We start from the raw sequence: 14,718 nt of genomic DNA on the forward strand, positions 1-14,718 counted from the left end.
CGCGCGTGCCGGAAGGTACGGTCAGGCGAGACGGGATGTGATGCCGAGCCGGTCGAGCAGATCGGCGTCGCGATCGCGCTGCGGGTTCTTGGTGGTCAGCAGTACATCGCCGATGAAGATCGAGTTCGCGCCGGCGAGGAAGCACATCGCCTGCAGTTCATCGGTCATGTATTGCCGTCCGGCCGACAACCGCACCACGCTCTTCGGCATCATGATCCGCGCGGTCGCAACCAGCCGCACCAGCGCGATCGGATCGGGCCGCTCGGCGGTGTCGTTGACCGGCACGCCCTTGACCTCGTTCCACAGATTGATCGGCACGCTTTCGGGATGGCTGGGGAGATTGGCGAGCAGCATCAGCATGCCGAGCCGGTCCTCGACCTGCTCGCCCATGCCGATAATGCCGCCGCAGCAGACCTTGATGCCGGCGTCGCGCACATGCGCGAGCGTATCGATGCGATCCTTCAAGGTGCGGGTGGTGATGATCTTGTCGTAGAACTCGGGCGAGGTATCGACGTTGTGGTTGTAGAAATCGAGCCCGGCGTCGGAGAGGCGTTCGGCCTGGTTCGGCGTCAGCATGCCGAGCGTGACGCAGGTTTCCATGCCGAGCCCCTTTACCGCGCTGACCATGTCGCAGACCTGATCGAGATCGCGGTCCTTGGGACTGCGCCAGGCCGCGGCCATGCAGAAACGGGTTGCGCCGGCGTCCTTGGCGCGCTGCGCGACCGCGACCACCTCGTCCCGCGGCATCAGGCGGGTGGCCTTCAGGCCGGTGTCGTAATGCGCGCTCTGGGAGCAATAGCCGCAATCTTCCGGACAGCCGCCGGTCTTGATGCTGAGCAGGCTCGCGGTTTCGACGTGGTTCGGATTGAAATTGGCGCGGTGGATGCCCTGCGCCTGGAACATCAGGTCCGCGAACGGCAGGTTGTAGAGCGCCTCGGCTTCGGCACGCTCCCAGAGCTTGTGGAGCGGTGCGTTGCTGCTTCTGTCGGTCCGTTCGATCTCAACGACATCAACCATAGGCTTGCCTTCTCGATTGTTGCAGATCATAGATAATATGGTGTATTATCTATGATTATGGACTTCGAATGATGCTAGCCGAGCCCACGCCGAAGCGCACCCGTTTTTGTGATAGATAATCTATGACTGACGTTGGCGAGAACACGACGACCGCGAGACGCATCGCCGTGGCGATCGGCGAGCGCATCATCAGCGGCGCGTTGCCGCCGGACGCCCCGCTCCGCCAGGATCATGTCGCGCGGGAATTCCATTCCAGCCACGTCCCGGTGCGCGAGGCGTTCAGACAATTGGAGGCGCAGCATCTCGTCGTTGCTGTGCCACGGCGCGGGGTGCGGGTTGCGCCGCTCGACACCAGGTCGGTGAAGGAGATCGCCGAGATGCGCGCCGCGCTCGAGGTGGTCGCGCTGCGCAATGCGGCGCCGAAATTCACGTCGGCCCATCTGGCACGGATCGAGGTCGCGTTGATCGAAGGCGACAATGCCGAGACGGTGCAGGATTTCGAGTTGGCCAATCGCGCCTTCCATCATGCGCTGGTGGCGCCCTGCGCGATGCCGCGGCTGCTCGCCAGCCTCGACGGCCTGCAGCTGGCAAATTCGCGATTGGTGTTCGCGATGGCGCGCAATGCCGGCTGGCGGCCGCGGCCCAGCCAGGATCATCGCGTGATCCTGCAGGCGCTGCGCGCCCGCAACGTCGAGCAAGCCTGCAGCCTGCTCGCGCGGCATATTCAGACGATCGAGCGACTTGCCCTGCCGGCGGCGTGACCGGGATCTGCGATCCGCTAGGCGATCGCCACGATCTCCAGCTCCTGGGCGCCCGACCCGACGACGTCGCCCACGGTTTTGCCCATCAGCGACCTCGCCACCGGCGAGACGAAAGAGATCGAGCCAGCCTTTGGATCGGCTTCGTCCTCGCCGACAATGCGATAAGTCTGCACGCGGCCATCGGCGCGGCTGAAGGTCACGGTGCTGCCGAAGGCAACGGTTTCGGCCGAGGCAGGGTCGGGCACGACCTGCGCGGTGCGGAGCCTTTCCGTGAGATAGCGTGTGTCGCGCAACGGCACCGCCGACTGCCGTCGCCGTTCGTTGACGTCGTCCAGCTGCTGCGCGGTCTCGTAGGCCTCGCGTGCCTCCTGGAGCTGGCGCTCCAGCGCCTTGCGTCCTGCTTCGGTCACCAGATTGGGATGTGGCGATATCGGACGGTCCGGCAACAGCGTTTCGGACGCGGTCTCGGCACTCTCTTCCTTGGTAAAGGCAACGCTCAATCCGGAACTCCATCGATGGGGCGGGTAGTATAGCCCCGCCGCACCCGCGCCGCTAATGCGCGATGGGATTAGGCTGGATCGTCATCGCAGATTAGCTCGTTGTTCACGCATGATCCTTCCGGATCATGCGCTAATGCGACGCCGGCTGTTCCGCCTTGCCCCGACGACCAAACCGGTTCTTTACACCCTCGCGCCACCCCTGGAATGTGACGAACAGCATCGGCACCAGGAAGATGCCGATCGAGCTCGCGGCCAGCATGCCGCCGAACACCGCGGTGCCGACCGCACGGCGGCTGATTTCCGCGGCGCCGGTCGCGACCACCAGCGGCACCAGGCCGAGGATGAAGGCGATCGATGTCATCATCACGGCGCGGAAGCGCATTTGCGCGCCCATCGTCGCGGCCTCCGCGATCGGCCGGCCGGCCTCGCGCTGCTCCTTGGCGAATTCGACGATCAGAATACCGTTCTTGGCGGCGAGCGCGATCAACACCACGAGGCCGATCTGGCCGTAGAGATCGAGATTGAGGCCTGCGAGCTTGATGCCGAGATAGGAGCCCAGCACGCCGACCGTGACCGACAGCAGCACCGGAATCGGGATCGTCCAGCTCTCATACAGCGCCACCAGAAACAGATAGGCAAACAGCACCGCGAGCGCGAGGATAATACCGGTCTGGCCGGACGCCGCCTGCTCCTGATAGGCTGTGCCGGTCCATTCATAGGAATAGCCTGAAGGCAGAGTCGTCTTGGACAGGTCGGCCATCGTCGCAATCGCGGTGCCCGAGGACACGCCCGCCGCCGGGCTGCCGTTCACGGTGACCGAGCGATAATTGTTGTAGCGCGTGATCACCTGCGGGCCGGTGACGATCCGCAAGCTTGCGATCGAGCGGATCGGCACCATCTCGCCGCCGGTGTTGCGCACATAGATCTGCCAGATGTCGGGGATGTCACCGCGGTCGGCCGCGTCGCCCTGCACGTTGACCTGCCAGGTACGGCCAAACAGGTTGAAATTGTTGACATAGATGCCGCCGAGCGTGGCCTGCAGCGCAGTGAACACGTCGGCCATGTTGAGACCGAGCGCCTGCGCCTTGGCGCGGTCGATATCGAGATAGACCGATGGGTTGGTCGCGGTGAAGGTCGAGAACACGCGGGTCAGATTTGGATTGCGGTTTGCAGTACCGATCAACCCGCCCATCACGCTGCTGAGGGCAGCCGGATCCTGCCCTTCCAGCGCCTCGAGCTGATATTCGAAGCCACCGGAGGTCGAGAGCCCGATGATCGGCGGCAGGTTGAACGGCAGCACCGAGGCCGAACGGATCTGCGATCCCGCGATGAAGGTCTGCCGGATCGCGGCCTGCACCGAGTCGGTGACAGCCTTGCGATCGGCGAACGGCTTCATGCGTGCCACCATGAATGTCGAGTTGGGCTCGCTGGCGCCGTCGAGCAGCGAGAAGCCGATGATCGACAGCACGTGGTCGACCGCCGGGTTCTTCTTCAGGATCGCTTCGACCTGCTTGGTGACCTCGCTGGTGCGCGCCACCGACGCGCCGTCAGGCAGTTGCACCGCGATGAAGAAGGCGCCCTGGTCCTCCTCGGGCAGGAAGCCGGTCGGCGTGATCTTCGACACGCCGAACACCGCGCCGGCAAACACCAGCACCGCGACCAATGACAGCACCGCCACGCGGAGCAGCCGCTGCACGATGCCAGCATAGCGGTCGCGGACCCAGTCGATGCCGCCCAGCACCCGTCCCATGATGCCGCGGCGCGGCCCGCCGTGACGCAGGAACACGGCGCACAACGCCGGCGACAATGTCAGCGCGTTCAGCGCCGAGATCACCATCGCGGCGCTGATCGTCACCGCGAACTGGCGGAACAGCGTACCTGATATGCCGGGAATGAACGCGATCGGCACGAACACCGAGAGCAACACCAGCGAGATCGCGATGATCGGCGCCGTGATCTGCTCCATCGCCTTCTTGGTGGCATCGGCCGGTGACAGCTCCGGCTCCTCCTCCATGACGCGTTCGACGTTCTCGACCACGACGATGGCGTCATCGACGACGATGCCGATCGCCAGCACCATCGCCAGCAGCGAGACCGTGTTGGCGGAATAGCCGAGCGCCAGCAGCACCGCGAAGGCGCCGATCAGGCTGACCGGAACCGCGACCGCAGGAATCACGGTGGCGCGCAGATTGCCGAGGAACAGGAACACCACGATCACGACCAGCACGAAGGCCTCGCCGAGCGTCTTCATCACTTCCTTGATCGTATCGGAGACGAAGGTCGTGGAGTCGTACTGCACGAGGTAGGTCAGCCCCGGCGGGAACCGCTCCGACAACTTCGCAAGCGTGGCCTGCACGGCCTTGGCCGTGGTCACGGCGTTGGCGCCGGGTGCGAGATAGATGCCCATCGGCACGCCGGGATTGCCGTCGATCCGCGATTCCGAATCCATGTTCTGCGCGCCGATTTCGACGCGGGCGACATCCCTGATCCGTAGCACCGATCCGTCCGGATTGGCCCGTAGCACGATGTCTCCGAACTGCTTGGATGTCGTCAGGCGGCCCTGGGTCTGCACGTTGAACTGGAATTGCTGGTCGTTGCTGATCGGACGCGCGCCGATGCGGCCGACCGGCGCCTGCACGCTCTGGGCACGGATCGCGGCGATCACGTCCGACGGCGCCAAATTGAGGCTGGTCAGGCGCTGGGTGTCGAACCAGATCCGCATCGAATAGTTCAGCTTGGCGAACAGCGAGGCCTGTCCGACGCCGGGCGTGCGCGAGATTGCGTCCAGCACGTTGATGATGGCGTAATTAGTGATGAACAGCGGGTCCTGCTCGCCGCTCTTGCTGTACAGCACGATGAACTGCAGCACCGCCGAGGATTTCTTCTGCACGGTCAGGCCCTGCGCCTGCACCTCGGTCGGCAGCTGCGCGAGCGCGCTCTGCACCCGGTTGTTGACGTTGACGGTGTTGATATCGGGGTTGGTGCCGAGCGCGAACGAGACCGTCAGCGTGTAGCTGCCGTCATTGCCGCTGGTCGACTTCATGTAGAGCATCTTGTCGACGCCGACGACCTGCGCTTCCAGCGGCTGGGCGACGCTCGATTCAACGACTTCGGCCGAAGCGCCGGGGAACACGGCGGAGACCGTCACCTGCGGCGGCACGATGTCCGGGAACTGGGCGACAGGGATTTGCATCAGCGCCAGCGCGCCCGCGATCGTGATCACGAACGCGATGACGATCGCAAGCCGCGGACGATCGACGAAGACAGCGGAGATCATGGGTTATTGCCCGTCGATTTCGACGTGCTGCTGGCGCCGCCGTCCGCAGAAACCTTCATGCTCGACTGGATCAGCGCGCTGGCGGGCCCCGGCGCGACCACCTCGCCCGGCTTCACCTTCTGCAATCCCTCGACGATCACCTTGTCGCCGAGCGCGATGCCGCTCGTCACCGCGGCAATCGTCGATGTCGATTGCCCCAGCTGGATCCGCTTTTGCTCGGCCTTGTTGTCCGCGCCGACGACGTAGACATATTCGCCCTGCTGGTCCGACAGCACCGCCGAGCGCGGGATCGCCAGCACCTCGACCGGCTGCACGCCTTCCAGCAGCACGGTCACGAACTCATTGTCGGTCAGCTCGCGGACCGCACCGCCTGCTGCGACGGATGTGTACGTCGACGGGTTAGGGATGGTGCCGCGCAAGGAGATGGTGTCGGTGTTCTGCGCGATGGTGTTGTTGACGAAGTTCAGCTCGCCGACCTTGTCGTAGAGCCGGCCGTCGGGCAGGCGCACCCGGATGACCACGGCCTTGAAGCCGCCGCGCGTCGCATAGCGTTCGCGCAGATCGAGCGCCTCGCGCACCGGCACCGGGAACGTGACATACATCGGATCCTGGCTGACGATGGTCGTCAGGGTTCCCGAACTCGGCGTCACGACGTTGCCCTCCGTGACTGCGGTGCGTCCGATCCTGCCGTCAATCGGCGAATGGATCTCGGTGTAGTCGAGATTGATCTGGGACAGGTCGACCTGCGCCTGCGCGGCCTGCACCTGTGCCTCGAGGCTCTGCTGGTTGGCGACCGCGGCGTCGACGCTCGATTGCTGGCCGGCCGGTCCGCCGAGCAGCGATTTGGCGCGGTCGGTGGTCAGCTTGGCGTTGACCAGCGTCGCCTGCAACTGGGCGACCTGCGCCTTCTTCGATGCCAGGTCGGCCTCGAACGGGCCGCGCTCGAGTTGATACAGCAGGTCGCCGGCCTTGACCTCGGCACCCTCGACGAAGCTCCGCTTCTCGAGAAACGCCGTGACGCGCGCCACCACGTTGACGCGGTTGGGGGCCTCGATGCGTCCCAGGAATTCACTGGTTTCGGTGACCGGCCGCTTCACCGCCTCGAACACACCCACCGCAGGAGGCCCGGGCGGTCCCGCCTGAGCATGGGCCGCCGAAATCCCGAGAGCCGCCAATCCCGCCGATACCAGAAGCCCTGCCAAGCCACCGAGCATTCGTTCCGTACCACTCATGCTGTCCAACCCTTCGGCTACCAACAAGCTCTACGAGACGGATATGACGTCGAGTTCCCTCAGACCGGGAAGGTCAAGATAGGCAAGGTGCATTGCAGGAGATCATAACGCGGCCAATCCGACAATCCTGTAACCCGATCGCCCCGCTTCGCTGATCCCGGCAACAGGTAGCTTGGAGAAACGTCGCGACGCTGCGATGCCATGGCGATTGCAATCATGCCGTCCGCCTCGCGGCACGTCGCGGCCGCCGAAAGCTCTCATGAATGTGATGCGCGCTACTTCCGCATGGTCGAGGTCAGCGGCGCGATGACCTGCGGCCGGCGGCCCGCATGGTTCATAAAGCGATCGCATTCTTCAAACGCGACGTCTCTTGATAGGCCGGCGACGCCAGATGGCCGTTCAGCCATGGCCTTGCGCGCTTGCCGCCGGCCTCGTGCACGCCGTCGAAGACGTCCATGTCGATCAGATGCGGATGGGCCGATGATGCATAGACGGATCGCATTTCCGCGAATTTCTCATCCCGCCCGAGATCGATCGCGTTTGCAGCATCGCGGCTGCCGATCTCGACGAACAGCGGACACGGACAGAGCAGATACGCGAGCTCCGCGCCGGTGTATTTGGCGCGGCTGTTGGCGAAATGAATGTAGGCCGCAAGTTCGATGCCGAGGTTCTTGCTGATGGCGGACGACGTCAGAAACTTCTTCTCGTCACGCATATATCCGGAGGCGACGGTCGGCCGCATCCGCCCGGTGGCGGCTTCCAGGTGCAGCGCGAGAAAGGCGCCCGAGGACACCCCATAGACGCCGACATTCAGACCGGACGCTCCGGTCAGCTTCCGGCAGACGGTTTCGCCGGCGTCGATCGATGCACACGACACGTTGTGCACGGAGATGCCATGGGATGCCAGCATCGCGGCGATGTTGTTCTGGCTCTCCTGATTTCCGATCTGGACGATGTAGGGGCACCACAGGACATAGCCGTCCTGGCAAAGCTGCTTGCCGAGCGCGTTCATGTAATCCTTGTCGGCATCATCGAAGCACCGCTCCGGCGTGCTCGCCATACCATGGCCGAGCAGGATCAATCCCTTGAACGCGCCGTCGGGAATCCCGAGACATCCGCGCACCGGCACGCCGCATTCCAGATCGAACTCGACCTTCACGACCGAGAATCCATCCGCGGTGCCGCGCCAGAGAATCCGGATCTCGTCGCGCGACGGCCGATACAGCCGCCGCTCCCGAAACAGCGACCGCATTTCCCTTCGGATGTCAGGGCCGGTGGCGACTGCGCGCAGCTTTCCTCGCGTCGCGATATCGAAGAACGACCGGCAGAACGTATCGTAGCCCAGCGCCGGCAGATCGACATTCGCGCATGATCCCTGGCAATGACTCAGCGTCAGCGTGTTGCCGGTGACCGACGAGGGACCGACCAGTGTCATCAACAATCCGGAAAGCGCCCTGCGGCTGATCATCGGCCCTCCCCCGAGCCGGCGATGGCTCGACTGCATGTCGCCGCTTAGCAGGCGCGACAAGTCGTGCGGATACAAATTAAAGGATGTTCATGGTCGAAGGATCGCGCGCAGCGTTGCAAACGTGTGACGCTTGCGGGCCACGCGCCGCAGCGATTCATGCTGAATACGTTTCGAGACGCTTCGAAAGTATTTCTGACTGTCACGCGGGATCAATTTCGCCACACGCGGCGGCGATCGTCAGGTCCCGATCATCAGGCCTTGACCATCAACTCTTGATCTTCACGTCTTGGGCTTGACCTCGGTGACCTTGGCGTCGGCGGCTTCGGCGCGTCGCCGAAATCGAGCTTCTTCTGAAAGCCGATCTGCACGTTCAGCGCCCAGGGCTGAACCTCGTCGGGCCGCCGGACCTGCCGGATGGAGGCGCCGGCCGTGCCGATATATCCGTCGCCGAAATCATACGCGAAAATCCCGAACGAGCCCCGGCGAAACGCCGCAATTCCCCTTGATGCGCGCTGACGTGCACCGGGAAAGCCCGGACTCGTGGCTTGGGCTGAATTGCTCTACGCAATACTTACGCGGTCGAGGGGTTAATCTGTTGGGCAGCAATATTTCCTGGAATGACCGATGGCGAACGACCTGCACGAGCATCTGATTGACCTGGCCTACGAGGCCGCGGTCATCCCCGAGTTGTGGCCGAACGTGCTGCATCAGGTCGGCGCGATCGCGCGGGCGCGCGGTATCGTGCTGCTGACGGCAGCCCCGCACGATGTCCGCTGGGTCGCATCCCCCGGCATGCACGACGACACGGTAGCCTATGTCGAAGGCGGCTGGCACGAGCGCAACGGGCGGTTGCCACGCCTGCTCGCGGCCAATCATGCCGGCTTCCTGCGCGACATCGACGTGTTCGATACGCCCGAGGAAGTGCAGCAGGATTTCCAGATCCGCGAGTTCTTCCGCCCGCGCGGGCTCGGATGGGGCGCCGGTACCGCGATCCCGGTGCCGAGCGGCGACGTGCTGATCTATAGCGTCGAGCGCGAATACCAGCACGGACCGATCGAGCGGGAAGCGATCGAGCAGCTCGACGCGCTGCGCCCGCATCTGGCGCGGGCGGCGCTACTGTCGGCCCGGCTCGGGATGGAGCGCGCCAGGGCGGCAACCGAGTCGCTGGCGATGCTTGGACTGCCCGCAGCGGTGCTGCGGCGCGGCGGCCGTCTGATGACGGCCAACACGCTGTTCGACCGCCTGGTGCCCGACGTGATGCAGGATCGCACCGATCGCCTGACGCTGGCGGCAACCGCCGCCGACGCGCTGTTCGCGCAGGCAGTGGCGGCGCTCGATCAGGGGCTCATCGGCGTCGAGGTCCGCTCGGTGCCGATCGCCGCACAGGACGATCGGCCGCCGCTGATCGTGCACCTGGTCCCGATCCAGGGCGCGGCGTGCGATCTGTTCGACCGCGCGCTGGCGATCGTGATCGCGACGCCGGTGGTACCATCGGAGGTGCCGACCGCGGAGGTGCTGCAAGGCCTGTTCGACCTGACGCCGGCCGAGGCGCGCGTTGCGCGCGGCATCGGCGAAGGACGAACCGTCGAGGCCATCGCCGTCGCATTCGGCATCTCCCGCGAGACGGTGCGCAACCAGCTCAAGGCCGTGCTGGCGAAGACCGGGCTTGGCCGACAGGTGGAATTGGCCGGACTGCTCGCCGGCGCCAAGGTGCCGCCGGGTTCGTCTGCCGACTGAGACTCAAGCCACGTTCAGACGGGCCTGGAAGAAACCGGCAACACGGTTAACTGCATCGGCCGTCATCGGATCATTGTCGGCGAAGTCGAAGTCGTGGGCCTTGCCCGGATATCGGACGATCTCCGCCGCGGCGCCGACCGACTTGCCGAGCCTGACCAGCGCCTCACCGCTGGCAAGCGGCACGTTGCGGTCGGCCTCGCCGTGCAACTCGGTCATCGGCGGTAGATGTTTCACCTGCGGCGCGATCTTGTCGGGCATGCCGCCGTACAGCACGGCGAGCGCAGACACCCGCTCGTCACGGGCCGCCGCGGCCGCAGCAACGTAGCCGCCAAGCGAAAACCCGAGCAGTCCGATCCGGCAGGAACTGTACGCGCCCGACAGCACCGCCGATAGCACCAACGAGACGCGCGCGGCCCGGGCCTCGAAGCGCCCGGTCTCGTAGGCCTCGCGGGTTTCGCGCGTGTTCAGCGTCCCGAATGCCTGCTCGTCGGCCGGGGTGTAGTAACGAACGAAGTAAGAGTCGATGCCGTCTGCCGTCAGCACTTTGGCATAGCGCTCATAGGCCTGCGGCCTGAGATCGAAGCCGCGCGAGCCGTGCAGGACAAGCACGGCCGGCCGCTTGCCGCTGCGCTCCGAGGCAAACCGGCTGACCGTGATGCGGTCTTCGCCGGCATCGACGGTCAGCTGCTCGGCCGTCGCCGCTGCAAGCGAAGACGCCGTCGCCAGCAGGGCAACGCCGCCAAGCAGGCTCCTTCGGCTGATCGCTTGCATCGAAACCTCGCCTGGACTGCGCGGCCCCCGGCCGGGCCGCGCCGCTATATCATGCCAAACCGCACGCCCGATAGAGCATGCAACCATCCGCCGGGCCACACCCCTCGGCGGCATCGCAAAGGATCGCATGTTCAAACGGCGCGGGTTGCGCTAGTGATACCTCCCCCTCCTCCCACCGTGCGCCCACCCCGGCGCACGTCCAGTCAATGAGTGTATCTGAATGGCCGAAGCCGACCTCGACGCCGTCATCCGGCAAACCGCAAGAGCGCAGACCAAGGCCGTGATGGCGGCTGCCAAGAAGCGCCAGGCCGCCTGGGTCGCGCGCGCCGCCAAGGCCAAGGACAAGGAGACCAAGGCGCGCTTCCGCTTCCTGGCCAAGAGCACGATCCTGAACGCGACTGCGACCGCCAAGCGGTTGCAGAATTCCGCGGAAAACGCCGCCGACGCCTATGCCCGCGCCATGAAGAAGGCGATGGAAGAGCCGCCGCCGGCCAGCAAGCCTGCGAAGAAGAAAGCGGACGCCTAGTTAAGGAGCGCGCATGCTCACCGTTCACCATCTCGGCAAGTCGCAATCGGAACGGATCGTCTGGCTGTGCGAGGAGCTTGCGATCCCCTACGAGCTGAAGCACACCACGCGCGATCCGGTCACGATGCTGGCGCCGGCCGACTACAAGGCGCTGCACCCGATCGGCGCCGCGCCCGTCCTCACCGACGGCGCCCTGGTGCTGGCCGAATCCGGCGCGGTCGTCGAGTATATCGTCGCCAGGTATGGCAATGGACGGCTGACGCTGACATCGGACCATCCCGACTTCGCACAGTTCCTGTACTGGTTTCACTTCGCCAACGGCACGCTGCAGGCGCAGATGGGCCGCAGCATGATCCTCAACCGGCTCAACCTCGCGGCCGACAATCCGGTGCTGGTCGCGGCCCGGGCGCGGGTCGACCGCTCGTTCGATCTGATCGAGGCACGGGTGCGCGACGCCGAATATCTCGCGGGCGAGGCGTTCACCACGGCCGATATCATGATCGGCTTTTCGCTGACGACGATGCGCTATTTCCTGCCCTACGACCTCGGCCGCTGCCCCAACATCAGGAATTATCTCGGCCGCATCGCCGCGCGCCCGGCCTATCAGCGCGCGATGCAGAAGGGCGATCCTGGCATGGCGCTGTTGCTGACGTGAGATCGTGATGCCGCGTTACGTCGCTCTGTTGCGCGCGGTCAATGTCGGCGGTACCGGCAAGCTGCCGATGACCGAGTTGAAGGCGATGTGCACCGACGCGGGATTTGCCGACGTGCAGACCTTTATCGCCAGCGGCAATGTCGTGTTCTCCTCGAAGCTCGGCGCGCCCAAGGTCAAGGCCGCGCTGGAGAAGCGGCTGCACGCCTATGCCGGCAAGCCGGTTGGCGTCGCAGTGCGGAGCGCGGACGAGGTCGCCGCGGTACTGAAAGCCAATCCGTTTCCGAAAGCGCCGCCGAACACGACCGTCGCGATCTTCCTCGACGAGCCGCCACCCAAAGACGCCCTGAAGGACATCAAGGGCCAACAGGACGAGCAAATGCGCCTCGGCAAGCGCGAGATCTATGTCGCCTATGGCAGCGGCATGGGCCGCTCGAAGCTGAAGATCCCCGCCGCCGCCAACGGCACCGCGCGCAACCTCAACACGATCGCGAAGCTCGCCGAGCTGGCGGCCCAGGACCCGTCATCCTGAGGTGCGAGCGGAGCGAGCCTCAGGATGACGGGTTAGGTGCTTCGACTCGCGGATAGGAGCAGCGTCGCTAGCTCTCCCGCACCGCGAATCCTTCGGCGCCGAGCCTCGCCAGCACCTCTTCCAGATGGGCGCGGTCGCGGGTTTCGATTACGAGTTCGAGCAGCGTCGCCTTCGCCGGCAGGTCGGAGAAGGTGCGCTGATGCGAGACCTCGATGATGTTCGCGCCGGCGTCCGCAAGCAGGATCGACACCGCCGCGAGCTGGCCGGGCCGATCGACGATGTCGAGCGCCAGTTGCGTCAGCCGCCCCTCGCGTGCCAGCTCGCGGGTCAGGACCGAAGCGATCAGCCTGGTGTCGATATTGCCGCCGGTGAGCACGAGGCCGACATTGCGGCCGGCAAAGCGGCCAGGTGCCGCGAGCACCGCCGCGAGGCCGGCGGCGCCGGCGCCCTCGACCACCGTCTTCTCGATCGAGATCAGGGTCGCGACCGCGCGCTCGATCTGGTCCTCGCTGACCAGCACGATGTCGTCGACGAGATCGCGGACGATTCTGGTGGTGATCTGCCCGGGCGCCTTGACCGCGATGCCCTCGGCAAGCGTGTCGCCGCGAATCGGCAGCTGCTCGCCTTTGACGGCATTGTACATCGACGGATAGAGCTGGGCCTGCACGCCGACGATCTGCACCGACGGCTTGATCGCCTTGGCGGCGGTGGCGATGCCTGAGATCAGCCCGCCGCCGCCGATCGGCACCACCAGGATATCGAGCTCCGGCACCGCCGCGAGCATTTCGAGCCCGATCGTGCCCTGTCCGGCAATGATCAGCGGATCGTCATAGGGATGGATCAGGATCAGGCCGCGCTCGGCGGCATGCGCGCTGACGAACGCGAAGCATTCTTCCAGCGTCTGCCCGGTGATGATGACCTCGGCGCCGTGCCGCCTGGTGTTTTCGATCTTCACCATCGGCGTGCCAATTGGCATCACGATGGTGGCGGGGATGCCGAGCCGCTTGGCGTGATAGGCGACGCCCTGGGCGTGATTGCCGGCCGACATCGCGATCACCCCGCGCTTGCGCTCTTCGGGGGACAGCGCCTGCAGCCTGTTCAGCGCACCGCGCTCCTTGAAGGTCGAGGTGAACTGCAGGTTCTCGAATTTGAGGAACAGGCGGCAGCCGCAGATCTCGCCCAGCGTGCGGCTCTCGTTGCACGCCGTGACCATGACCGAATCTCGGATCACGTCGGCGGCACGGCGCACGTCGGCAAGAGTGACGTCAGCAGGAGTTACGGCGGTAGTATCGGAAGGATGCGGCATCGGGTTTCGCTTTGGACCGTCTCGTCAGACGGAACCTAGCGTGTTTCGGCGCCGAAAACGACCGCGCTATCGCTCGGTCAATGCCTCTTCCTCCGGCTTGGCCGGTCCGGCCAGCTCGATCTCATCGCATTTGGGGCAAACCAGCGCGGTCCGGAAATGCTTGTCGAGCACAATGGTGCGCGTCCTGCCGCACCGGCAGCGCATCGGCTTGTCCATGGAAGATCGACCCGGGTTCGAGATGCAAGGAAAGCGTGCGCTTAGCTATCCCGGTCCGGTTAATCCAATATGACGTGCCGCTGGAAAAATCAGAAGAAACCCGCGCTGAGATCGAGGCCATAGCTCGCCCTGAGCACCGCGACGAACAGGACCGCGAAGCCGAACAGCAGGACATGCCGGGCGATGCTGCTCCGAAGCGAATTGGCCGGAAACACGCGTGCGATCGATTGAGCCAAAGCAGTCATTTGCGACCTCCAGAGCCACGTCCCGAAGTTAGGTCGCGCGCAGAGCTATGAGGTTCAACGCGGCTCGCGGAACGGCCGGCGGCGCACCGATGCGCTCGGCTCCGGGTTACGCTGTGGCCGTGCCCTGTTCCTGAAGCGGTGACCGACCACGATCAGCTTGCCTTCTTCGCGGATCGCGGCCTCGGCCAATGGCTCAGGCGGTAGATTGTCTTGGGTGACGGCCTCCAGCGCGCGCAGGAACTCACGACCGGCCGCTGTGATCTCCCAGCCTTCGGCGTCACGCAGCACGTAGCCATTGCTAAAGATGTCGAGTTCGGGAACCCGCGACGCGAGGCGCTTGATCCGCGCATGCCAATCCTCGCCGCTCGACGAGAGGATAGCGAGGTCGTGCTTGAGTGAATCGAGCGTGGCTCTGCCGCTGACGTGACTGGCCAATATTTTTAAGATCGCAACCTGTATGCTCAACTCAACGCCTCGA

General features: G+C 65.0%; 15 protein-coding genes. 5 read left to right on the top strand and 10 right to left on the bottom strand.

Translation table 11 applies throughout. The features are described from left to right. Window positions 1–21: 21 nt before the first annotated feature. Window positions 22–1,017 carry a biotin synthase BioB gene (gene bioB / locus ACVWW1_RS29200; protein ID WP_456658289.1) on the bottom strand — a complete coding sequence of 332 codons (996 nt, stop codon included), beginning with the start codon at window positions 1,015–1,017 and terminating at the stop codon, window positions 22–24. Between the two features lie 122 nt (window positions 1,018–1,139). Here bioB and ACVWW1_RS29205 point away from each other — a divergent pair, with 122 nt between their 5' ends. Then, complete coding sequence (locus tag ACVWW1_RS29205; RefSeq protein WP_456658290.1) at window positions 1,140–1,778, top strand: GntR family transcriptional regulator; 639 nt, start codon at window positions 1,140–1,142, stop codon at window positions 1,776–1,778. A gap of 17 nt (window positions 1,779–1,795) precedes the next feature. On the opposite strand, the gene greA is transcribed toward ACVWW1_RS29205, so the two are convergent. The 4 genes from greA to ACVWW1_RS29225 form a co-directional block, all read right to left on the bottom strand. Beyond that, window positions 1,796–2,278: a transcription elongation factor GreA gene (gene greA, locus ACVWW1_RS29210; protein ID WP_456658291.1), complete on the bottom strand. Its 483-nt coding sequence runs from the start codon at window positions 2,276–2,278 to the stop codon at window positions 1,796–1,798. A gap of 130 nt (window positions 2,279–2,408) precedes the next feature. Next, window positions 2,409–5,555, bottom strand: a complete 3,147-nt coding sequence (locus ACVWW1_RS29215) for an efflux RND transporter permease subunit (RefSeq protein ID WP_456658292.1) — start codon at window positions 5,553–5,555, stop codon at window positions 2,409–2,411. Further along, window positions 5,552–6,670, bottom strand: a complete 1,119-nt coding sequence (locus ACVWW1_RS29220) for an efflux RND transporter periplasmic adaptor subunit (RefSeq protein ID WP_456660700.1) — start codon at window positions 6,668–6,670, stop codon at window positions 5,552–5,554. Before ACVWW1_RS29220 ends, ACVWW1_RS29215 begins: the two co-directional genes overlap by 4 nt. Window positions 6,671–7,121: 451 nt before the next feature. Next, on the bottom strand, window positions 7,122–8,255 hold the full coding sequence (locus ACVWW1_RS29225) for a hypothetical protein (protein WP_456658293.1): 1,134 nt from the start codon (window positions 8,253–8,255) through the stop codon (window positions 7,122–7,124). Window positions 8,256–8,879: 624 nt separating this feature from the next. Between ACVWW1_RS29225 and ACVWW1_RS29230 the strand changes: the two genes are divergently transcribed. Continuing rightward, on the top strand, window positions 8,880–9,992 hold the full coding sequence (locus ACVWW1_RS29230) for a helix-turn-helix transcriptional regulator (protein ID WP_456658294.1): 1,113 nt from the start codon (window positions 8,880–8,882) through the stop codon (window positions 9,990–9,992). A 3-nt stretch (window positions 9,993–9,995) separates the two neighbouring features. Here the strand turns inward: ACVWW1_RS29230 and ACVWW1_RS29235 are convergent, their stop codons facing one another. After that, the gene (locus tag ACVWW1_RS29235; RefSeq protein WP_456658295.1) at window positions 9,996–10,763 is read right to left on the bottom strand and encodes a dienelactone hydrolase family protein; all 768 of its coding nucleotides are present in this window, start codon (window positions 10,761–10,763) and stop codon (window positions 9,996–9,998) included. 220 nt (window positions 10,764–10,983) lie between these two features. On the opposite strand from ACVWW1_RS29235, the gene ACVWW1_RS29240 reads away from it, so the two are divergent. From ACVWW1_RS29240 to ACVWW1_RS29250, 3 genes are read left to right on the top strand one after another with little or no spacing between them, the layout of a single operon-like run. Then, window positions 10,984–11,289 (top strand): hypothetical protein, encoded by a 306-nt coding sequence (locus tag ACVWW1_RS29240; RefSeq protein ID WP_456658296.1) that lies wholly within the window; start codon window positions 10,984–10,986, stop codon window positions 11,287–11,289. 13 nt (window positions 11,290–11,302) lie between these two features. Further along, on the top strand, window positions 11,303–11,944 hold the full coding sequence (locus ACVWW1_RS29245) for a glutathione S-transferase family protein (protein ID WP_456658297.1): 642 nt from the start codon (window positions 11,303–11,305) through the stop codon (window positions 11,942–11,944). 7 nt (window positions 11,945–11,951) lie between these two features. Then, window positions 11,952–12,473: a DUF1697 domain-containing protein gene (locus tag ACVWW1_RS29250; RefSeq protein ID WP_456658298.1), complete on the top strand. Its 522-nt coding sequence runs from the start codon at window positions 11,952–11,954 to the stop codon at window positions 12,471–12,473. A 67-nt stretch (window positions 12,474–12,540) separates the two neighbouring features. Here the strand turns inward: ACVWW1_RS29250 and ACVWW1_RS29255 are convergent, their stop codons facing one another. From ACVWW1_RS29255 to ACVWW1_RS29270, 4 genes are all read right to left on the bottom strand, one after another. Beyond that, window positions 12,541–13,779, bottom strand: a complete 1,239-nt coding sequence (locus tag ACVWW1_RS29255; protein ID WP_456658299.1) for a threonine ammonia-lyase — start codon at window positions 13,777–13,779, stop codon at window positions 12,541–12,543. A 66-nt stretch (window positions 13,780–13,845) separates the two neighbouring features. Next, window positions 13,846–13,983 carry a hypothetical protein gene (locus ACVWW1_RS29260; protein WP_456658300.1) on the bottom strand — a complete coding sequence of 46 codons (138 nt, stop codon included), beginning with the start codon at window positions 13,981–13,983 and terminating at the stop codon, window positions 13,846–13,848. A gap of 101 nt (window positions 13,984–14,084) precedes the next feature. Next, window positions 14,085–14,240: a response regulator gene (locus tag ACVWW1_RS29265; RefSeq protein ID WP_224943765.1), complete on the bottom strand. Its 156-nt coding sequence runs from the start codon at window positions 14,238–14,240 to the stop codon at window positions 14,085–14,087. Window positions 14,241–14,294: 54 nt separating this feature from the next. Beyond that, complete coding sequence (locus ACVWW1_RS29270) at window positions 14,295–14,705, bottom strand: aminoacyl-tRNA deacylase (RefSeq protein ID WP_456658301.1); 411 nt, start codon at window positions 14,703–14,705, stop codon at window positions 14,295–14,297. Window positions 14,706–14,718: the final 13 nt, after the last annotated feature.

Source organism: Bradyrhizobium sp. JR3.5 (assembly GCF_054057015.1).

Coding starts and splice junctions, on each gene's coding strand:
- bioB (WP_456658289.1), bottom strand. CDS start 1,017: ATGGTTGATGTCGTTGAGATCGAACGGACCGACAGAAGCAGCAACGCA.
- ACVWW1_RS29205 (WP_456658290.1), top strand. CDS start 1,140: ATGACTGACGTTGGCGAGAACACGACGACCGCGAGACGCATCGCCGTG.
- ACVWW1_RS29215 (WP_456658292.1), bottom strand. CDS start 5,555: ATGATCTCCGCTGTCTTCGTCGATCGTCCGCGGCTTGCGATCGTCATC.
- ACVWW1_RS29225 (WP_456658293.1), bottom strand. CDS start 8,255: ATGATCAGCCGCAGGGCGCTTTCCGGATTGTTGATGACACTGGTCGGT.
- ACVWW1_RS29230 (WP_456658294.1), top strand. CDS start 8,880: ATGGCGAACGACCTGCACGAGCATCTGATTGACCTGGCCTACGAGGCC.
- ACVWW1_RS29235 (WP_456658295.1), bottom strand. CDS start 10,763: ATGCAAGCGATCAGCCGAAGGAGCCTGCTTGGCGGCGTTGCCCTGCTG.
- ACVWW1_RS29240 (WP_456658296.1), top strand. CDS start 10,984: ATGGCCGAAGCCGACCTCGACGCCGTCATCCGGCAAACCGCAAGAGCG.
- ACVWW1_RS29245 (WP_456658297.1), top strand. CDS start 11,303: ATGCTCACCGTTCACCATCTCGGCAAGTCGCAATCGGAACGGATCGTC.
- ACVWW1_RS29250 (WP_456658298.1), top strand. CDS start 11,952: ATGCCGCGTTACGTCGCTCTGTTGCGCGCGGTCAATGTCGGCGGTACC.
- ACVWW1_RS29255 (WP_456658299.1), bottom strand. CDS start 13,779: ATGCCGCATCCTTCCGATACTACCGCCGTAACTCCTGCTGACGTCACT.
- ACVWW1_RS29260 (WP_456658300.1), bottom strand. CDS start 13,983: ATGCGCTGCCGGTGCGGCAGGACGCGCACCATTGTGCTCGACAAGCAT.
- ACVWW1_RS29265 (WP_224943765.1), bottom strand. CDS start 14,240: ATGACTGCTTTGGCTCAATCGATCGCACGCGTGTTTCCGGCCAATTCG.